Genomic DNA, 19,825 nt, shown 5'->3' on the forward strand with positions numbered 1-19,825 from the left:
CGCCCCCTCAGCGAGTATGACTATTGTCTGACCGGTGTCTGACTAGGAACCGACGCGGAAGCGCGCGAAGGCGGTGCCCTTGACGCCAGCCTCTTCGAGGACCTGGGCAACAGACTTCTTGGCATCCTTGGCGAAGGACTGGTCCAGGAGGACCTCGCCTTTGTAGAAGCCCGTAACGCGGCCTTCCACGATCTTGGTCATCGCAGCCTCGGGCTTGCCTTCAGCTTTGGCGGTTTCCTCGGCGATGCGACGCTCGGACTCGACGAGCGCGGCCGGAACATCCTCGCGGGAGAGATAGTTCGGGGACATCGCGGCGATGTGGACGGCGACGTCGTGGGCTGCAGTTGTAGCTGCTTCGCCGTCGCCGTCCACTGCGAACAGGACGCCGACCTGGGCCGGGAGGTCCTTGGAGGTCTTGTGCAGGTAAGCGTCGACCGTTGCACCCTCGACGCGGGAGATGCGGCGGACAACAACCTTCTCGCCCAGAACAGCGCCCTCTTCGATGACAACCTCGGACAGCGGCTTGCCGTCGACCTCGGTGGCCAGCAGGGTCTCGAGGTCGGCAGCGCCGGACTCGACTGCAACGGCGAGGACCTTGTCGGCGAGCTGGATGAACTTGTCCGCCTTGGCGACGAAGTCGGTCTCGCAGTTAACTTCGATCATCACGCCAACGCCGCCGTCGATCCTGGCAGCAACCAGGCCTTCCGCGGTGGAGCGGCCTTCGCGCTTGGTAGCACCCTTCAGGCCCTTGATGCGGATAATTTCGATGGCCTTCTCGGCGTCACCGTTGGCTTCGTCAAGAGCTTTCTTGACATCCATCATGCCGGCGCCCGTGCGCTCGCGCAGAGCCTTGATATCAGCAGCAGTGTAGTTCGCCATGTGAACCCCTCTGTCTAGAAATTATATGTGGTGTACGGACCGACAGGACGGCCGCTCACCCGGTGAGCGGCCATCCTGTCGGCACCCCCTTCGCCGCGGACGGCGGGTGGGGAGATCCAGATTTACTTGTCAGCTTTACCAGTCGGCTTCACGTGTCGGCCGAGCTGGCGGATTGCCCTACTGGCTACTTGGTCTCGCCGGCGGCGTCGTCGGTGGCCTCGGCAACTGCCGGGGCTTCCTCTGCAGCGGCGGCGGGTGCCTCTTCAGAAGCGGGTGCTTCGGCGGCCGGAGCGGCCTGGGCAGCCGGAGCTACTTCAGCAGCCGGAGCTTCTTCAGCGGCGGGTGCTTCGGCAACCGGAGCAGCCTCGGCAGCCGGGGTGGCCTCAGCGGCAGCAGCCGCTTCGGTCTTGCTGCCCTCGAGGAGTTCGCGCTCCCACTCGGCAAGCGGCTCTTCCGGAGCTTCCGTGGTGCCCGTGGCGCGCTGGTTGCGTGCGATGAGGCCCTCGGCAACGGCGTCAGCAACAACCCGGGTCAGCAGGTTGACGGACCGGATGGCGTCGTCGTTGCCCGGGATCGGGAAGTCGACTTCGTCCGGATCGCAGTTGGTATCCAGGATGGCAACAACCGGGATGTTCAGCTTCTTGGCTTCGTCGACGGCGAGGTGTTCCTTCTTGGTGTCAACGATCCACAGTGCGGAAGGCGCCTTGGTCAGGTTCCGGATACCACCGAGGTTGGTTTCCAGCTTGGTGAGTTCGCGGCGAAGGAGCAGCAGTTCCTTCTTCGTGTAGGCGGAACCGGCGACGTCGTCGAAGTCGATCTCTTCCAGTTCCTTCATGCGCTGGATGCGCTTGGAGACGGTCTGGAAGTTGGTCAGCATACCGCCGAGCCAACGCTGGTTGACGTAGGGCTGGCCAACGCGGGTGGCCTGTTCGGCGATGGATTCCTGCGCCTGCTTCTTGGTGCCGACGAAGAGAACGGTGCCGCCGTGTGAAACGGTGGCCTTCACGAACTCGTAGGCACGGTCGATGTAGGACAGCGACTGCTGCAGGTCAATGATGTAGATGCCGTTGCGCTCCGTGAAGATGAATCGCTTCATCTTGGGGTTCCAACGGCGGGTCTGGTGTCCAAAGTGGACGCCGCTGTCAAGCAGCTGGCGCATAGTTACGACGGGCATGCCGGCGCTCCTTCCGGCAGGTCATTCATGAGAGAGCCCGTGGGCTGTCTTACCCTGCCAATAGTTGACGGTTTGTTAGCACCACCCAGGCGGGCGGTGCTCCTGGCATCCACTGCGCTTTTTATCCGGACCACAGGGGCCGGACCGCAAAAAGCACAGTCCTCCGCACGCTGAAGAGTTGAGGCTTCAGACGAGGAGGGCAGGATACGCGTAGTCAGCCGCTGCTCCCCCGCACCCCTGAATGAGGCGTGCCGGCCTGGACAATCGAGATTGAACAAGCGTGAGGGACAGCAAACTGCTCCAGCAAGTGTACTACAGGGGCACCGCCGGATCGGACGTATTCACCGTGACGGCTGAGTACTGTCCGGGCACATATCCACATAGCGCGGAAGGGTGCTTCTCTATGCTCGGAGACCCGCGCAGGCTGGGTCCATGAAGACTGGATTTACCCGGGCGATCCTCTCGGCAATGCTCCTGGCACTTGCCCCTGTGGCGGCGGCCGCCGCTCCCACGCCGCCGGCCGTGCTGCCCGCGCCGCCGGCGGTGCTGCCGGCAGCGCCTGCTGCCTGGGGCTGGCCGCTGAGCCCCAGGCCGGCGGTACTGCGGGCTTTTGATCCGCCCGCCAAGCCGTGGCTGAGCGGCCACCGCGGTGTTGACCTCCGGGCAGCGCACGACGGCGCCCCCGTCGCCTCGCCGGCGTCCGGCACCGTGAGCTTTGTCGGCGTCGTGGTGGACCGGCCCGTCATCACCGTGGATCACGGCAACAAACTGCGAAGCAGTTTCGAACCCGTGGAGAGCGGCCTCCCGGCGGGGGCCGCCGTGGCGGCGGGCGACACCCTGGGGCGGGTACGGCCAGGCCACTGCGGGCCGGATCCCTGCGTCCACTGGGGCGTGCGGCGCGGAGCGGAGTATCTGAATCCGCTGGCTTTCGTGATGGATCTCAGGCCCTCGGTGCTGCTGCCGGTGCTGCCGGGTGCCGCCGGACCTGCGGGTGCTGCGGAGCTGCGCGTGCCGCCGGACCTGCGGGCACTGCGGATGGTGCCGGTACTGCCGGACCTCGAGGGTTCCGGAAGTCGAGCGGTGAAACGTCCGCAAGCTGCGGCCAGAGAAGGACCGCCCGGCCAGGAAATGATCATGGCCGGGCGGCCTATACTGCCCTACTGCCGGGTTGCCATGTTGGGGTGCCGCTAGACGATCGCGGAGATGCCGGTGATGGCGCGGCCGGTGACCAGGGTGTTGATCTCGTGGGTGCCCTCGTAGGAGTAGATGGCTTCGGCGTCGGCGAAGACCTTTGCCATCTCGTAGTCCGTCACGATCCCGTTGCCGCCGAGGATGCTGCGGCCCAGCGCCACGCTTTCGCGCATGCGGGCGGTAGTGAAGGCCTTGGCCAGGGCGGACTGCTCATCCTTGGCCTGACCCTGATCCTCCAGCTGGGACAGCCGGACCATCATGCCCAGGGAGCTGACGGCGTTGCCGAGGATCTGCACCAGCTGGTGCTGGATCAGCTGGAAGGAGGCGATCGGGCGCCCGAACTGGCTGCGCTCCACGGCGTAGCGGCGCGCGACGTCGAACGCCGCGAGCTGCTGGCCGACGGCCTGCCAGGCGACGGAGAGGCGCGTGACCTTGAGGACCTTGTTCGTGTCCCGGAAGCTGTTGGCATTGGCCAGTTTGAAAAAGTCCGGCACCACGACGTTATCCAGGACAATGTCGGCATTCTGCACCGTGCGCAGCGAGATCTTGTTCTCGATCTTGGTGGCACTGTAGCCCTCGGTTTTGGTGTCCACGAGGAAACCCTTGACCTGGTTGTCGGCGAGGTCGCGGGCGTAGATGACAACCCAGTCGGAGAAGGTCGCGTTGCCGATCCAGCGCTTGGCTCCGTTGAGGATCCAGCCGCCGCCTTCACGGCGCGCCGTGGTGCGGGTGCCGCCGGCGACGTCGGAACCGCCGAGGGGTTCGGTGAGGCCGAAGGCGCCGATCTTCTTCAGCGAGTAGATGTCCGGAAGCCACGCCTCCTGCTGCTCCTGCGAAGCAAGTGCCTCGATGGAGCCGGTGAAGAGTCCGTCGTGGACACCCACGAAGGTAGCGATCGAGGTGTCCGCGCGGGTTAGCTCGGCGTGGAGGATGCCGGCGAAAAGGTTGGAGTAGCCCTGCCGCTTGACAGGGCTGACCAGGTCGATCTCGGCCAGCTTCGGGATCAGTTCCATCGGGAACTCACCGCGGTTCCAGCAGTCGACGGCGATTGGCTTGACCTCGCGGGCCAGAAACTCCCGGACCTCCGCCAGCCGGTCCTGTTCCTTGCCGCTGAGCAGCTGCTCGAACGCGAAGAAGTCGCCGTCGGCGTACGGCAGGTTATTGATGTCGATCTCAGCCTTGGACATGTTGTTCCTTCACTCGTGATCAGCAGCGACCATCAGGGTGCGGGCGTCGCGCCGGGTATGTTACTCATGAGTAACATACCGCAGCCGCCAGCCTCCCCGCAAGTGACGGAGCTAACACCGGCGGGAGATTCAGGCCGCAGCTCTTTGGAAACAGGAGAAGCCGTGGCCGGTGTCGAAACCGCGGCCACGGCTCCCGTGGCCGCGGACCCTGGCAGGATTCCGCAGAAAGGTAGGGCTACTCGGACTTGAACCGAGGACCTGAGGATTAGCAATTCCTGTCTTTCGTCAGTTTCCGGTGGCCGTCATTAGCGCCTAGATTTCGGGCGTGAACAGCTCCTCCGGCACGTAAACTTCCTCATGACTTTTCGTCGCTATTCATCGTTTCCGGTGGGTAAGCAGTGGGCATCCTGTGATGAGGTTGCTACTGGAAGGGCGATGAGCACCCGCGAAGGCCCGGTCATATAGCTTGGATGACCGATTCGATCCACGACGGCGCTGTGTCTTCAGACTCGATACCACGCAGTTCTTCGAAGCGGGCGAGCAGTTCCGTCCGCTCAGGGCCCTCGGCGTTCTGCCAGAGAATTACGATGGGCCATACCTCCGAGAGAACGGCAGCGCGAACGCGGGGTTCTTTTGGACGGCTCTGCAATGTCAGCTCGCGCATCTTGTTCAAAAACTGGATCTCATCGGCATTCTTGGCCAGCAGACGAGCCGACGCGAGCTCGGCGAGCAGGCGCATGTCTGAAGGTTCCTTTGGCCGATCCGGAGCGCCGATGAATGCATTTGCATTTTTTGCATATTCCCAAAACGCCGCCTGCTCTTGCAGAGCTTCTGCGAGGCCGGCAATGGCTGCGAATACTTCGATAAACGCTGCGTGTATGCGCCCCAGATACTCCCGTTCAACCCGCTCGGTCTCGGCCGCCACGCGAGCCGTTTCGGACGCCCCGGCCAAGGTCTTGGCTCTGTTTTCCCCCCGTGTCGAAGTGGAACCCGGCGCCGTGGGTTTTCCACTGAGTGCCGTGATCTCGCTGCAGGTCAAGTCCAAATTGATTGGAACAGTGCTGGACCGGCTCGCCACCCACGACTCCGCGCGCATGATCTCCATGGTCACAGGCAAGGCGCCCGTGGTGTTTCACGGACTCTTCAGGGGGCCCGATGAACTGGCAGAATTCATCATCCGAGACATCGGCGCCCTTCCAGGCATCCAGACCATGGACACCTGCGTAGGCGTCAACGTGCTGCGCCGTTACTGGATGGATCGCGAGAGTGTGTTCATCGGAGAACAGGTGGAGGACCTGCTCCGGCGATAGGAAAGGCATCGGGGCGACAACTAGTGCCGGTCAATTTGGGCAGGAGCCTTTAACAAAAGGTCGACGCCGGGGGTTTGTCATTCGTGCCTTGCGTTGCGTGGCGACTTTGGGCTACCTGTAACCATGCTGATAGCCATGATTCGGTCAACCTATGTAACGAAGATCCGTTATCGGTCCGGCGAATATCAATTCGAGAGGGGTATTCGAAGCACTGAGACCAGGCGGTCGAGTGTAGGGTCTGAATAGCCTGAGCAACTTTAGAGCTATCTCCGTACGTCCGTCGTGGCCAAGCCAGTCGTCTCACCATTAGTGGGTGGGCGGCGGTGCCGTGGAAGCTCTTCGAAAAAGTTGCGGAGCGGTTGCTACTCCCCGAGCGGGAGATGGACGTGAAGAGCGGCAATCACCGCAGCGGCGTCCTGGGGATTGGCGGGATCGAAGCTGGTGAGTTGCCCGAATCGGGCAAGCCGGTTCAACACCGTGTTTCGGTGGCAGTACAGCTGCCCGGCAGTTTCTGACACCGACCCGGACCGAAGGTACGCCTGGACGGTTTCGATGAGCCGGTCCCTCTCATGAGCGGAGATCGTTGCTAGCGGGCCCAGCACGGTGTCCGCCAAAACGGTTCCGTATTCTCCAAGCCGAGCAACGGCGACGTGCCCCCACGCATCACGCACCGTGCGCTGACCTGGACGGTGGGGCGTCACGACCGGCAATGATTCCAGCGCGATCCGAAGCATCCGGGGCACGTCGGCCAATGACCTGGCGGGAGGCGCCACAAAGCAGTCCAGCGGGGCCAGCCAGGGACGTGCTCCCTCCGGCTCGCGCCCCGCCCGGGCAGGAATGTCCTCAAGAATAAGCACCAGAACGCCTTCGCGCTCGTGCAGAAACTGTTCAACACCGGCGCGAACCACCTCTGCCCGGAATGCCTTCTGAGCGTGTTCTGCGGCAACGGCAACTATGAAGTCGCTTTCCGGCGCCACGCCGAGCGCGCGGGCGGCCTGTCCCAGCAACTGCGGATCTTTGCCGTCCGAGTTGAGGAGTCGCGACAGGAGGAACGCACGCTGCGTCTCTTTTTCCTGTGCCATGGTGGCGAGCTCATCGAGGTAGCCTGCATGCACTCGGATGGTGTGGAACTCCACCGCTTCCCAGACACGCACCGCACCCTTGGTCAGGTCCGGCAAGGACGATTGGGGAACTTTCTCCAGCATTGCGGTCCAGAGGACTCGGAAGTCCATGCGCACTGCGCGCAGAAGAGATTCAAGGGGCAGGCCCTGTTGCGCGCGGCGGTGTCCTAGAGCTTCGGACATCCCCGCGAGCCGGTCAGGAATTGGTAGGTTGCCCACTAGCCGCAGCAATAGTTCCATCGACGCTACGGCCGTCTCCTCCAGATCCTGGGCGACCACCGCGGAGCCCGCGTATTCGTCGATTTTCTGCACCTCAAGGAGGTACTCGTGCGCGATCCGATCGATGTCGGCGAGGCAGTCGGCCACCAATTCCGACACCACCGACCGGGAAGCCTGTCCCCGGGACATGTCTGGGGCGTCCGCGGACGCTTCGCTGGGCATATGCCCATTCTAGAGCCGGACTGCACTGTATTTATCCATTGCCTACGCGAGTGATCCAGACCACCATTGGATGAGCCGGTTCTGTGCGGGCTGAGCTGCTATCCCGGAAGGATCCCTCGAGTACCATGCTCGATCTGAAACTTGTCAACGCCGCCATCTTCACCATGGCGGATGCCGCTCCCGCAGCGCACGCTATGGGGGTGCTTCACGGGCGGATCATCGGGTTCGACGACGACATCGTTCACCTCCCGGCGCAGCGTACGCTCGATTGCGGTGGCGCCGTAGTCGTCCCCGGCTTTGGGGATTCGCACAACCACATGGCGTGGTTTGGTCAGTCCCTGACCGAACTCGATCTGTCCGGCTGCCGGACCCTGGATGAAGTGTACGAGGCAGTCTCCCGGTTTGCGCTGGATCTCCCCGAAGACGCGTGGGTGGTGGGCTCCGGCTATGACGACACGGTCATGGGCGGTCACCCGCACCGGAGCGGCCTCGACCGGTCCGCGCCCGGTCGTCCGGTATGGCTCAAGCACCGTTCCGGGCACATGTGCACCGTAAACACTGAGGTGCTTGATCGCACGGGCGTTCTGGATGGCTCGGCCGTCGTTCCCGAAGGCGGAAAAGTGGTGGAGGATTCCTTCGGTCCCACCGGATTGCTCGAGGAGCAGGCTCAGAAACTGGTTACTGCGCTGGTTGTGCCCTACCCGGTGGCAGGCCTCGCGGACGCCATTGGCGCAGCGAGCGAGGTCTACGCTTCCGAGGGCCTGACGCATGTCGTGGAGGCCGGCATCGGGTCGGGCTGGATCGGCCGCAGCGCCGTGGAACTGGCCGCTTATGTTGAAGCACGACGCCGCGGCCTCCTGAAAATCCGGGTCCAGCTGATGGCGGCCAGCGATGCTCTGCACCCGCTCCAGTCCAATTCCACGGATGGGATCACCTTCGGCCTGGACCTCGGCATCGCTTCGGGCTTCGGCGACGACTATATTCGGCTCGGCGCGATGAAGATTTTCATTGACGGTTCCCTGATCGGCCGCACTGCAGCCGTAACCGAGCCGTTCTGCGACCACGACCATGGCACCGGGAACTTCCAGCTCGCCCCTGAGGAACTGTCACAGCGAATTGTCGACGCTCACTGCTCGGGATGGAACGTGGCGGCTCACGCCATCGGGGACTCCGCCGTCGACGTCGCGCTGGACGCCTTTGAGGCCGCGCAACAGAAGCTAGCTCGATCCGATGCCCGGCACCGCATCGAGCACGCCGGCATGGTCCGCCCGGACCAGCTCCCCCGGTTCGCGGCGCTGGGAATCACACCGGTTCCGCAGCCGCACTTCCTGTATGAAGTGGGCGATACGATGGCACGCGCCGTCGGAGTGGAGCGGGAACCTTGGGTATACCGCCACAAGTCCTTCCTGGACGCCGGATTGCGGGTCCCCGGCAGTTCGGACCGGCCGGTAGCGCCCGGGGCACCGCTGCTGGGCATGCAGTCCATGGTGACGCGTCGCACTTCCGGCGGGGCAACGCTGAGCCCGCAGGAAGTGGTCGACGCCGACACGGCCCTGCGCGCGTACACGGTAGACGCCGCGTGGATCGCAGGAGAGGAAGACCGGCGGGGAACGCTGGAACCGGGGAAGCTCGCCGATTTCGTGTTCCTCTCGGCGCACCCGGCAGACGTGCCGCCCGACGAGATCAGCCTCATCACCGTGCTGGCGACCATGCTCGACGGCGCCTGCGTTTTCGGGCACGACTACGTCGATGAACTACAGAACACCTCCACCACCGTCCAATCACCGATCCACCTTCAGAAGCAGAAAGACTGACCATGAAACCACATGAGACACCACAGGCAGAGGAAATCACCGTACCCTCTGTCAGCGGAGCCGACGCGGGCAAAATCGCCCGCGCGGCCTTCGTAGGCACTGCCCTCGAATGGTACGACTACTTCCTCTTCGGCACCGCCGCGGCGCTTGTGTTCAACCGGCTGTTCTTCACGTCGCTGGACCCGGCGGCTGCAACGTTGGCAGCCTTTGCCACCTTCGGCGTCGGCTTCGCTGCCCGTCCGCTCGGCGCCGTTTTGTTCGGCTACATCGGTGACCGTGTGGGGCGCCGCCCCGCGCTGCTGATCACCATCGTGGCGATTGGCGTGGCAACTGGCCTTATCGGCTTCCTGCCCGATTTCGGCAGCATCGGCCTCGCAGCACCCGTCATGCTTGCCATCCTGCGCCTGGTACAGGGCCTTGCGGTCGGGGGTGAGTGGGGCGGCGCGATGACCATCGCGGTGGAACACGCGCCCCTTGAGAAGCGCGGGCGGTATGCCGCCCTCGTGCAGGTCGGTTCCCCGGTCGGCACGCTGATGTCCTCCGGCGCTTTCGCGCTGGTGCTGCTCATGCCCGCTGAGGTCTTTGATTCGTGGGGTTGGCGCCTGCCGTTCCTGGCGGCGTTCCCGCTGCTGCTTGTCGCGCTGTACATCCGGTTGAAAGTTGAGGAATCGCCGATCTTCAACGAGCTGGTCAAGCTGGAGGAACGTGCAAAGATTCCGGCGGTTGATGTTTTCCGTCAGGCCTGGGGCCGGCTGATCGTTGCTATCGCGGCCGCGTTCCTCGGCGTCGGCGGGTTCTACATCATGACCACCTTCGTCATCAGCTACGGCACCACCACCCTCCGCATGGACCGTGGACTCATGGTCAATGCAACCTTGATTGCCGCCGTCGTGCAGATCGGAGTGATCCTGGTCATCGGCCGCATCAGCGAGAAGGTTGGACCGGGACGGATGACCTTCATCGGCGGCATCGTGACCGCGGCCGCGGCTTTCCCGCTTTTCTGGATGATCGACACACGCAACCCAGCAGCCATCATCCTCGCCGTCACTCTCGGAATTGCACTGCTTTCCGTGGCCTACTCGGTCACCGGAGCCCTGCTGACCGAACTGTTCCCGCCGCAGCTGCGTTACAGCGGTGTCGCTCTCGGATACAACCTTGCCGGCGCCCTGAGCGGATTCCTGCCATTGATCGCCGTCGCCCTGCTGGGTGTTTCCGGTGGAGCCTCCTGGACTGCTGCCCTGCTGCTGATTGTGGTGTCGCTAATCACAGCTGCCGGCGGATTCTTCGGCGAGCGTCTCCGCCTCAAAGACAAAGCGATCGTGCGGTAAGGGACGCCATGCTGAATCCAGATACAGCGCGCCGGATTACCGACAGCGTTGATGCAGCTTTCGACCGCCAGCTTGAGTTCACGGCGGAGCTGGTCCGGCATCCCTCTCTGAGGGCCGCCGAGTCCAGCGCCCAGGACCTCATGTTTGCTGAGCTCCAGTCCCGCGGCCTTGTCATGGACCGCTGGACGCTCGACGGCGAAGCCCTCTCCGCGCACGTGGGTTACGGTCCCAGCACGGTTGCCTTCGAGGACCTCACCAATATAGTGGGCACCTACACTCCCCCGGAGGAAACGGGCCGTTCCCTCATCCTGAACGGGCACATCGATGTTGTTCCCACCGGGCCTGAGGAAATGTGGGAGCGCAGCCCCTGGGACGCAGTGGTGAAGGATGGCTGGATGTACGGTCGGGGGGTCGGAGACATGAAGGCCGGCCTCGCAGCCAACCTCTTCGCATTCGATGCTCTTCGGGCCGCAGGGTTCGCCCCGGCGTCGACCATCCACTTCCAGTCAGTTGTGGAGGAGGAGTGCACCGGCAACGGGTCACTTGCCGCGCTTCAGCGCGGATACACGGCAGACGCCGTCGTCATTCCCGAGCCGGAAGAGAACATGCTGGTACGTGCGAACGTGGGGGTCATCTGGTTCCGCGTGCGCGTTTCCGGCAGGCCAACCCACGTGCGGGAAATGGCCTCCGGGTTCAACGCCATTGACGCCGCCTACACGGTAATGGCAGCTCTTCGGGAGCTGGAAGCTAAGTGGAACACCGAAAAGGGCAACCACCCTTACTTCGCGGACGTGGACCATCCAATCAACGTCAATATCGGCATGATTTCCGGCGGCGACTGGCCCTCAAGCGTCCCGTCCTGGTGTGAGTTCGACGTCCGTGCGGCACTGTATCCCGGGGTCCCGGCCGCTAGTGCCTGGGACGAGATTCAGGAGTGCCTCCGGACCACCGGGGCCGGGGCAGCAGTGTCGGCTGAGCGGACGGGCTTCTTTTCCGAGGGTTACGTTCTGGAGGAGGGATCGGATGCCGAGGCTGTCCTGGCCTCCGCGCACCAGGACGTCTTCGGGGATGCGTTGCAGAGCTTCACGACGCCGGGGTATCTGGACGGCCGCGTCTTCGCCCTGTACGCGGGGATCCCAGCACTGGTCTACGGGCCGGTGTCCGAGGCCATTCACGGTTTGGATGAGCGGGTACATATCGAGTCGGTGCGAAAGGTCACCAAGACTATCGCCCTGTTCATCGCCGACTGGTGCGGCGTGACCGAGATTACGTGACATCTCGCAGAGATATGGAAGGCGCCCGGCCATGGGCCGGGCGCCTTCCATACAGTGTGCTGGCTAACGAGGGTCGAGCTCCCCGAGGCAGAGGCTACGGACGATGTCGGTTAGCACGTGCAGACCGCTGACGATGTCCTGGTCGGTGGTGTACTCGTGCTCGTTGTGGGAGGTGCCCTCCACCGACGGAACAAAAAGCATAACCGTGGGAACGATGTCCTTCAGGTTGGTGGAGTCGTGTCCGGCCAGCGTCTTGACCCGCGCGTACCGAAGGCCGCGGTTGGCCGCGGCCTTCTCGGCCAGCGCAACTCCCTCGGGCTGGTACGGAGTGACCGGCCAGCAATGGGATCCGGTCTTGCTGATCTCCACCCGGGCGGCCAGTTCGATCTGTTCGATGCGCTCGTGCAGCATCCGATCCGCCTCGGCGAGGAGGTCCTCCTCGGCGGACCTCAGGTCGAGGAGCAATGTGACCAGGGAGGGCACCACGACGGGCGAGTTGGGAAAGACGTCGAGCTGGCCGACCGACGTGTGGACGGCGCCGTCGGGAAAGTGGTCCGCGATCTCCCTCGCGGCGACGACGAGCATCGACGCTCCGAGGAGGGCATCGCGGCGGTCCGCAATGACTGTCGAGCCGGTGTGGCCCTGTTCGCCGTGTACTTCGAACTGGTACTTGTTGGCCGCCCAGTTGGAGTCGACGATGCCGATGGTGATGCCGTCGCGTTCCATGCTGCGGCCCTGTTGGATGTGAATTTCAGCGGCGTAGACGGCGGTAGGTCCGATGCCCTCGCCCAGTGCGGTGGTTGCTTCCAAGGCCTCTCGGACGGTGATGCCCATCGGGTCCATGGTGGCCAGAACGGCCTCGGGCGTCATCTTTCCGGTGTAGACGGAGCTGCCCATCATCGACGGTTTGAAGCGAGCACCTTCCTCATTGAACCAATTCACTACGGCCAGGTTGTACCGTGGAATTGTCTCATCGCCACGCCACTCAGCGGCGAGGCTGAACGCTGCGTGGGCGGCGGCGAGCACACCGTAGGCGCCGTCATACCGCCCGGCCATCGGCTGGGAATCAAGGTGGGAGCCAACCAGCACGTACGGTGCACCGGGACTCAGCTCCAGCAGGCCAAACTGGTTGCCGACCTGGTCGAAGGACACGTCGAACCCCTTCTCCCGAAGGATGCCGGTCAGCCAGGCTCGCTGTTCCCCGTCTGCGGGTGAACCCGCCTGCCGCTCCACTCCCCCGCCAGGCGTAGCACCAAAAGCGCTCAGGATGGCGAAGTCATCTAGGAACACTGCGTCGGCTCCTGTGAACTTGGTGGGATCGGGTTCCGGCACAGCACCGTTGCTCATGATTGCTTGTCCTTCGGGCTTGATCAATGATTTACACAATCGTCCCAGGACCGCGAGCCAGAGGCACTGGATTGAAACAACCATTTCAGCCGGCGGCATTGTGAATCTGCACATCAGGCAAGGAAAGAGCGTGAGGCAACGTCCTCTGCCGATGCGCATCCCATCGTGCACTTGCATCGCTGGCGGGCAGGCGGACGGCGTGGGACGGCTTTTCCAACCCGGCGGCCTGAGCATGTCTTGGTGCTTTGACCGTTCTCCACGAAAGGAGAGGGACTGGGTCCAGAAATACCAGGTCCAGTCTCTTGGGCTTTCCCTGTAACGAAACCGACTAGTCCCAGGCGCTGGCGCACCACAGATAGCAGCGGCCAGCCCTGCCCCGGGGCCCGCTATGAGACCACGACGAATGCCGTCCCGTTCAAGTGCACGCGGGCGGCCTTCGTGAGAAGGCTAGTTTTTGGTTTCCCTAACGCCGCACCACTCTGCGATGAAGACAGCGATCGACTTTGGTGATGCGTCGGACGGAGCCCACGTCCACACACTCGTCGCGGCCGTGGACTGCTCCTGAAATCGGACCGTAGACCAGCGATGGTTTGTCCGCGTGCAGGGTGAAAGCCCGACCGTCGAGGAATCCAAGGGCCACGAAGCACTGCAGTTCCATTCCGAATACTGTGCCGCGGGCGCGCCGATGGCATTGAATCCCGACTGCATTTCCCGCGAATGGGTTGGTTGGCCGGCGACCTCAAGTCGAAACCAGCTAACGCTAACCGTGGCGCGGACCGTATGTCCTCTTGAGGCTCGGGGATGATGACGGCGTCTGCCCTGGATCAGCGAAGGTGCGCGGCGCCACTCTCGAGCCCGCGCTGCCAGGCGATGCTGGACTCATTCCGCTGCTGTCGGCTGTCCGCAGTGACCGCGAATGACCTGCGGTGGGCAGGGCTCGTCGTAGATCACTGCCGCTGGTAGCTGAGATATGGCACATCATGGAGGCATGAACTGTCGATATCTTTGTTCGGAGCAGCACTCTTCGACCCAACTCTCGAGGGCGCGACCATGCCAAATCGTGACATGAATTCGCCACTTCCGACTCTTCAGGAGCTACGTCCACTGATCGCGAGTAGTTTGGCGCATTGGAACAGGCATGAGATTTCTGATCAGTTGGGCATCCGGCGGGCCGCCGTAGCAATCACCCTGTTCGAAAAGCCAAGGCACCTAATCCCGTTCGTGCTGATAATTAAGCGGACGCCGTGGTTCACAAATCCGGGGCAATGGGCGCTTCCGGGCGGCCGCATCGACGCCGGCGAGACCGCCGTCGAAGCGGCGCTTCGGGAGCTGGCCGAAGAAACGGGGCTCAAAGCCTCCGCTTCGGATGTTCTAGGGCTTCTGGACGACTTTTCAACGACAAGCGGCTACGTCGTTACACCCGTCGTCGTGGCCGTTTCAGGCATCCAACAACCAAGGCGAAACCCTACGGAGGTGGCTTCCATACACCCAATTCCCCTTAGCAGACTCGTTGCCCCAGGTGTTCCCCGGTGGCGGGAGCTAGATGGCCGGGCGCTTCTGCAAATGCCTCTCCGTCATGACATGATCATCCATGCCCCCACTGGAGCAATTCTTTGGCAGTTCGCAGAAGTTGCACTGAGGCAAGGCAGGGTCCGGGTCCACGACTTTCTTCAGCCTGATTTCACGGCCCGCTAACCCGAGCTGTCGGGGCCAGCGCCACAAGGTCCACTCCGAAGGCGTCAGAGATCCTTTGAAAGGAACGCCTTGGTCCGCTCGTGCTGCGGATTGCTCAGGATTTCCCGGGGCCGTCCGGCCTCCACCACCACGCCTTCGTCCATGAACACCATCGTGTCCGCCACTTCACGGGCGAACTCAATCTCATGGGTCACCACGATCATGGTCATCCCGCTCTTGGCCAGTTCCTTCATAACGTCGAGCACCTCGCCCACCAGCTCCGGGTCCATGGCACTCGTCGGCTCATCAAAGAGCCTCAGCTTCGGGTCCATGGCCAGGGCACGGGCGATGGCCACACGCCGCTGCTGCCCGTCCGACAGGTGCGCCGGATAAGCGTCCCCCTTGTCGCCCAGCCATACAAGCCCCAGCAGTTCCATGGCCCGGGCGGTGGCTTTGGCCTTGGAAATGCCCTTCACCTGTATGGGGACCAGGGTGATGATCTCCACAGCGGTCAGGTGCGGAAATAGTTTGAACCGCAGGAACACCAATCTACGTCCACGCCAAGATCTGCATCATCGATGAAACCTGGTTCACCTGCTGCGGCTTCCGCTACCTCCGACGCACGCCGACACCTCGCGATGCCCCTGACCATGGTCCTCGTAACGGCTGCCATCCACACCGCAGCCCTGCTCGGACTGGCGGACAGTCTCACCGGAACTGTCCGGGAAGTACTCGGTTGGGACCCTATCAGCTTCGCCGCATTCGCCCGCCGGGAACGCGAAATCTGGAAACCCGACCCGATCACCAGAGAGACCTGATGAGGATCGCACTCCTCGGAGTCACCGGCCACCTTCTCCTGTCAAAGCGCAGGCGCCAAGCCACCAAGTCATCGCCTTCACCCCCATTTCGGGAGTCTTCAAGACGAGACATCCGTGGCACTTGAAGGCGTGGAGGACTGCGGATCAGGCAGAAGAGGCGTAGTGCAAGCTCAGATGCGCTCGAGGAACCGGTTGAGTGTTGCCTTACGCGCGTAGCCCGCATGGTCGATGGCTGTCTGCGCGGCGCCGTCGCCGTCGCCGGTCAGCACTGCTTCGACGATGGCGGCGTGCTCGAGCACGATGTGCGCCATCCGCTCCTCACTGTAGCTTCGGGTACCGAAGCGCCGAATAGCAGTCTCGACGGTGCCAAGCAGCCGCGAGAGGTAGGCATTGCCCGCCATCTCCGTGAGTGCGGCGTGGAACTCGATGTTTAAGTGCGAGAAGCCGGATCGATCCGCGACTTCCGCGGCCTGCCTCATGCCTTCGTGCAGCACCTTCAGTGCGGCTTTTGCGTACGGTGAGCCTCGCTCCGCGGCCATCCGGGCAGTCAGGCTCTCCAGGCTCCCGCGGACCTGATAGACCACCGACATGTCTTCGATGCTGAGGGTGGTGACCCGGGCTCCCCGGCCAGGCGTGCGCTGGATCAGCCCCTCCTCCTCCAGACGGTTCAATGCCTCCCGTACGGGGGTGCGCGAGACGCCGAGGATCTCTTTCAGTGACTCCTCGCGCAGCCACTCGTCAGGCGCCAGTACACCATCGAGGATGGCCTCGCGGAGAGCCCGGGTGGTATCGGCGACAGCATTTCCGCGCCCACCGCGGCTAACGCGGTAGGCCGCCAGCCCGGATTCCGCAGGAAACCCCGCCTCGTCCTTCGCTGCCATCACATCCGTCCTACTCTGCTTCCGGTCCACGCACGAAGGAAGTCTTCCCCCAATTCTCCCACAGCTTGGTAAGGGCTGCGTAGTCCTGCCGTCCCCAGCCTTCGGCCATTGCCATCTCATAGACGCCGTGGGCAGCGGGGATGGTGAAGATCGGAAGGCCCTCATCCTGCGCCATCCGCTGGGCGAGGACGGAGTCTTTACGCGCAGCCTCAAGGGACATTCCGCCCTCGTATTCGCCGGTGAACACGCGTTCTCCGATGCGGTGCGTGAGGGGACGCATAAGTCCGCCGTCGGGGGCGGCGAGGATATCGACGACTTGCTGCGGGTCCAGGCCCGAAGCCTTTGCCATTGCGATCGCCTCGCTGAGCAGAACCATCACGACGTGGGCGACCGCGTTGTTCACGACTTTAGCGGCCATGGCCGTGCCGGAGTCGCCGAGCACTGTCTGCTTCGAAGTGAGCGCGTCGAACAGGGGCTGCAGCGCATCGATGCTCGCAGCGTCCCCGGACATCACGAGTCCGGCCGTACCTGCGCGCATCTGCGCGACGCCGGCGAGGATGGCGGCGTCGATTAATTCCACCCCACCAGCAGCCAACGCTGCCTTGGTGGCCAGAATGTCCCGAGGGGTGACCGTGCTCGTCTCGACCACGCACGTGACGATGCCGGGAGCCGCTGCGATGGCGGCGGCCACGCCGAGGGACGCGCTCGGATGCGGGAGCGAGAGCACGACGGTGCCGCAGCGTGCGGTGACTTCCTCGAGAACGGATACTTCGATGCCAACGGCTTTCGCCTCGGCCTGGCGCTCAGGTGAGAGATCGCTGCCGATCACCGTGAACCGTGCGCTGAGGCGCTCTGCCACCGCGAGTCCCATGTTGCCGAGGCCGATCACTCCGATGGCCGAACCGTCGAGGGTGTGGGTGGTCGTGCGAGATACATCTGACATGAAGATCTTCCTCCACTTCGATCGGCCGAGGGCCGTTGCGCTCGGCTCCTGATCATCGTACAGTCTTTGCATGCAAGCTGCACACAAAGAAGTGACCCTGACAAACGTTGCCCTGCCGAGCGGGAATGTCTCCGTTCCTGGCGGCGCGATGATAGGCGGTAAGTGGCTCCGGACCACCGGCCCCGATCGCGACGTGTTTGATCCAGCCACGGGAGGCGTGCTCGCCACGGTGGCAGATGCGGAGCCGGCCGCTGTTGATCGGGCCGTTGCGGCCGCCCGCGATGCCTTCATTCCCTGGGCGGCCCGGAGCACGGCTAGCCGGGCCGAGCTGCTGGAGCGGGCTGCAGACATGATCGCTGAGCACTCCGTCGCACTCGCGGAGATCGAGACGCTCGACACCGGAAAACCGCTGAATCAATCGGTGAACGATGTGCGGATCGCCGAGCGCTACTTCCGCTACTACGCCCACGCTGCTGAACACTTTTTCGGTCACAACGTGCCCTCCTCCAATGGGATGCTCGTGGTCACCCAACACGATCCCTTTGGCGTCGTTGCCCACATCACCCCTTGGAACGCGCCCATCAGCCAGCTGGCCCGGGGCGTCGCGCCCTCACTCGCCGTGGGCAACACCGTGGTCGTGAAGCCCTCCGAACTCGCGCCGCTCTCATCACTCCTGCTTGGCGACGTCCTCCGCGAGGCACTGCCCGCCGGGGTGTTCAACGTAGTGCCGGGTGATGGCGTGGTCACCGGGGCGTCGCTGGCCGCGCATCCGGGCATCGATCACCTTACTTTCACGGGTTCCGTCGCGACCGGCATCGCTGTCTCGAAGGCTGCCGCCGCCAACGTTGTGGCCACAAATCTTGAGCTCGGCGGCAAGTCGGCCGCGATTGTGTTCGCCGACGCTGACCTCACCGCGGCGGTGAAATCGGCGACCGCGGCGCTTGTCCGCAACTCGGGCCAGTCGTGCTCGGCGCTTACCCGCTTCATTGTGCACCGAGACATCATTGATAAGTTCTCCGGGATGCTCGTGGCGAGTGTCAGCGCGCTCACGGTCGGCGCAGGCATCGACGACCCCGATGTCGGCCCCTTGGTCTCCGAGACGCAGCGCGGCCGCGTGTACGCCCTCATCGGGGAGGCGCTGGAGCAGGGTGCCCGGGTCCTGACCGGTGGGGCATCCGCCCCCGCCGGTGAGGCGCTCAGGAACGGCTGGTTCGCCTCTCCCACAGTGCTCGGCGACGTTAGACCCGAGATGATGATCGCCTCGACTGAGGTGTTCGGGCCGGTGCAGAGCATCATGGTCTTCGACGACGAGCCTGAGGCGGTCCGTATCGCCAACGCAACCGAATACGGGCTCGCCGCAGCGGTCTTCACGGCGGACATCACGGTGGCTACCCGGGTGGCGCAGTCGCTCGTTGCCGGTCAGGTGCAAATCAATGGTTTCATCGGAGCCGGAGCCGAAATTCCCTTCGGCGGTGTCAAGCGCTCAGGCCACGGCCGAGAGAAGGGTTTCGAAGCCCTGCACGGCTACACCCAAGTGAAGGCGATTGTGACCCACTATGCGAGGGACTGACCCATGACCGACATCATCGCCCCTGCCTACCGCGGCTCGCTGCCTGCAGACTGGCGACCAGAGGCTGTCTATGCCATCCGCTACGCTACCCGGCCCACCGCCCTGCGCGCGGAACACTTCTACGGCCACGACGAGTGTGGCGACGCGTCGATGCCGATCGACTATTTCGTTTGGCTCATCACCGGGCAGGGCGCCGCCATCCTGGTCGACGCGGGCTTCACACCAGAGACTGCCCAGGCACGCCCCGGCCGTATCCACCTCGGCTCGCCGCTTGAGATCGCCGAGAAGCTGGGTTACCCGATCGCAGCCATCCCCAGCGTCGTCGTGTCCCACGCCCACTACGACCACACCGGATACCTGGCAACCCTGCCGGACTCGCGCATCCACCTCCAGCAAAAGGAACTGGCCTTCTGGGCCGGCCCGCATGCTCACCACGAGATGTACCGCACGATCGTGGACCATGACGACATCGTGGGAATCGTGCGCTCGAACTTCAACGGTGCAATCGACCTTTACGACGGCGACGCCTGGATCGCGCCGGGTGTAAGTGCACACCTCGTGGGCGGACACACGGCCGGAACCCAAGTGGTGCGCGTAACGCTCCAAACCGGCGAAGTCGTGGTACTGGCCTCCGACGCAAGCCACTTCTACGAGAACATCAGTGCCGGGCGCCCGTTTTCGATCGCCCACACCGTGCCGGCTATGTTCGACGCCTTCGACACCATCGAACGCCTCGCCCGTCGCCTTGATGGCGGGACCGGGATTATCGTCCCAGGTCACGACCCAGCCGTGAAAGACCGCTATCCCGCCGTACTGACCGACGACCCTTCCGTTTCCGGTCGACTCTGGCACATCGCCTAACCCATCGCACGC

At 63.7% G+C, this 19,825-nt stretch carries 16 protein-coding genes and 2 pseudogenes; 9 read left to right on the plus strand and 9 right to left on the minus strand.

The window, feature by feature from the left end; genetic code table 11:
• Positions 1 to 42 precede the first annotated feature (42 nt).
• Positions 43 to 879, minus strand: a complete 837-nt coding sequence (tsf, locus tag AC50X6_RS17095; RefSeq protein ID WP_494967359.1) for a translation elongation factor Ts — start codon at positions 877 to 879, stop codon at positions 43 to 45.
• A 184-nt stretch (positions 880 to 1,063) separates the two neighbouring features.
• Positions 1,064 to 2,053 carry a 30S ribosomal protein S2 gene (rpsB, locus tag AC50X6_RS17100; protein ID WP_494967360.1) on the minus strand — a complete coding sequence of 330 codons (990 nt, stop codon included), beginning with the start codon at positions 2,051 to 2,053 and terminating at the stop codon, positions 1,064 to 1,066.
• A gap of 432 nt (positions 2,054 to 2,485) precedes the next feature.
• Between rpsB and AC50X6_RS17105 the strand changes: the two are divergent.
• Positions 2,486 to 3,022, plus strand: a pseudogene (locus AC50X6_RS17105) (M23 family metallopeptidase); the annotation flags it as partial.
• A 218-nt stretch (positions 3,023 to 3,240) separates the two neighbouring features.
• Here the strand turns inward: AC50X6_RS17105 and AC50X6_RS17110 are convergent.
• Both AC50X6_RS17110 and AC50X6_RS17115 read right to left on the minus strand, forming a co-directional pair.
• Positions 3,241 to 4,431 (minus strand): acyl-CoA dehydrogenase family protein, encoded by a 1,191-nt coding sequence (locus AC50X6_RS17110; RefSeq protein WP_494967361.1) that lies wholly within the window; start codon positions 4,429 to 4,431, stop codon positions 3,241 to 3,243.
• A 457-nt stretch (positions 4,432 to 4,888) separates the two neighbouring features.
• Positions 4,889 to 5,356 (minus strand): hypothetical protein, encoded by a 468-nt coding sequence (locus tag AC50X6_RS17115; RefSeq protein ID WP_494967362.1) that lies wholly within the window; start codon positions 5,354 to 5,356, stop codon positions 4,889 to 4,891.
• 73 nt (positions 5,357 to 5,429) lie between these two features.
• Here AC50X6_RS17115 and AC50X6_RS17120 point away from each other — a divergent pair, with 73 nt between their 5' ends.
• Positions 5,430 to 5,741: an Lrp/AsnC ligand binding domain-containing protein gene (locus AC50X6_RS17120; RefSeq protein WP_494967363.1), complete on the plus strand. Its 312-nt coding sequence runs from the start codon at positions 5,430 to 5,432 to the stop codon at positions 5,739 to 5,741.
• 362 nt (positions 5,742 to 6,103) lie between these two features.
• On the opposite strand, the gene AC50X6_RS17125 is transcribed toward AC50X6_RS17120, so the two are convergent.
• On the minus strand, positions 6,104 to 7,303 hold the full coding sequence (locus AC50X6_RS17125; RefSeq protein WP_494967364.1) for a PucR family transcriptional regulator: 1,200 nt from the start codon (positions 7,301 to 7,303) through the stop codon (positions 6,104 to 6,106).
• Between the two features lie 125 nt (positions 7,304 to 7,428).
• On the opposite strand from AC50X6_RS17125, the gene AC50X6_RS17130 reads away from it, so the two are divergent.
• The 3 genes from AC50X6_RS17130 to AC50X6_RS17140 are packed head-to-tail and all read left to right on the plus strand — an operon-like array spanning position 7,429 to position 11,719.
• Complete coding sequence (locus tag AC50X6_RS17130; RefSeq protein WP_494967365.1) at positions 7,429 to 9,117, plus strand: amidohydrolase; 1,689 nt, start codon at positions 7,429 to 7,431, stop codon at positions 9,115 to 9,117.
• A 2-nt stretch (positions 9,118 to 9,119) separates the two neighbouring features.
• Complete coding sequence (locus tag AC50X6_RS17135) at positions 9,120 to 10,445, plus strand: MFS transporter (RefSeq protein WP_494967366.1); 1,326 nt, start codon at positions 9,120 to 9,122, stop codon at positions 10,443 to 10,445.
• An 8-nt stretch (positions 10,446 to 10,453) separates the two neighbouring features.
• Entirely contained in the window at positions 10,454 to 11,719 is a 1,266-nt protein-coding gene (locus AC50X6_RS17140) for an ArgE/DapE family deacylase (protein WP_494967367.1), read from the plus strand.
• 63 nt (positions 11,720 to 11,782) lie between these two features.
• On the opposite strand, the gene AC50X6_RS17145 is transcribed toward AC50X6_RS17140, so the two are convergent.
• Complete coding sequence (locus AC50X6_RS17145) at positions 11,783 to 13,066, minus strand: M20 family metallo-hydrolase (RefSeq protein WP_494967368.1); 1,284 nt, start codon at positions 13,064 to 13,066, stop codon at positions 11,783 to 11,785.
• 1,065 nt (positions 13,067 to 14,131) lie between these two features.
• Between AC50X6_RS17145 and AC50X6_RS17150 the strand changes: the two genes are divergently transcribed.
• On the plus strand, positions 14,132 to 14,761 hold the full coding sequence (locus AC50X6_RS17150) for an NUDIX hydrolase (protein WP_494967369.1): 630 nt from the start codon (positions 14,132 to 14,134) through the stop codon (positions 14,759 to 14,761).
• A gap of 44 nt (positions 14,762 to 14,805) precedes the next feature.
• On the opposite strand, the pseudogene AC50X6_RS17155 reads toward AC50X6_RS17150, so the two are convergent.
• Positions 14,806 to 15,288 (minus strand): annotated as a pseudogene (locus AC50X6_RS17155) (amino acid ABC transporter ATP-binding protein); the annotation flags it as partial.
• Positions 15,289 to 15,318: 30 nt separating this feature from the next.
• Between AC50X6_RS17155 and AC50X6_RS17160 the strand changes: the two are divergent.
• Positions 15,319 to 15,558 carry a hypothetical protein gene (locus tag AC50X6_RS17160; RefSeq protein WP_494967370.1) on the plus strand — a complete coding sequence of 80 codons (240 nt, stop codon included), beginning with the start codon at positions 15,319 to 15,321 and terminating at the stop codon, positions 15,556 to 15,558.
• A 170-nt stretch (positions 15,559 to 15,728) separates the two neighbouring features.
• Here AC50X6_RS17160 and AC50X6_RS17165 read toward each other — a convergent pair whose 3' ends face one another.
• Together AC50X6_RS17165 and AC50X6_RS17170 are read right to left on the minus strand one after the other, a co-directional pair.
• On the minus strand, positions 15,729 to 16,469 hold the full coding sequence (locus AC50X6_RS17165) for a GntR family transcriptional regulator (protein ID WP_494967371.1): 741 nt from the start codon (positions 16,467 to 16,469) through the stop codon (positions 15,729 to 15,731).
• The gene (locus tag AC50X6_RS17170; RefSeq protein ID WP_494967372.1) at positions 16,450 to 17,454 is read right to left on the minus strand and encodes an NAD(P)-dependent oxidoreductase; all 1,005 of its coding nucleotides are present in this window, start codon (positions 17,452 to 17,454) and stop codon (positions 16,450 to 16,452) included. The genes AC50X6_RS17165 and AC50X6_RS17170 overlap by 20 nt, the downstream gene beginning before the upstream one ends.
• Between AC50X6_RS17170 and AC50X6_RS17175 the strand changes: the two genes are divergently transcribed.
• Together AC50X6_RS17175 and AC50X6_RS17180 are read left to right on the plus strand one after the other, a co-directional pair.
• On the plus strand, positions 17,453 to 18,952 hold the full coding sequence (locus AC50X6_RS17175; protein ID WP_494967373.1) for an aldehyde dehydrogenase family protein: 1,500 nt from the start codon (positions 17,453 to 17,455) through the stop codon (positions 18,950 to 18,952). The two genes, AC50X6_RS17170 and AC50X6_RS17175, sit on opposite strands and share 2 nt — an antisense overlap.
• Positions 18,953 to 18,955: 3 nt before the next feature.
• Positions 18,956 to 19,813 carry an N-acyl homoserine lactonase family protein gene (locus tag AC50X6_RS17180; RefSeq protein ID WP_494967374.1) on the plus strand — a complete coding sequence of 286 codons (858 nt, stop codon included), beginning with the start codon at positions 18,956 to 18,958 and terminating at the stop codon, positions 19,811 to 19,813.
• The last annotated feature ends 12 nt before the right edge of the window (positions 19,814 to 19,825 follow it).

The sequence above is a fragment of the Pseudarthrobacter sp. HLT1-7 genome, from assembly GCF_059383435.1.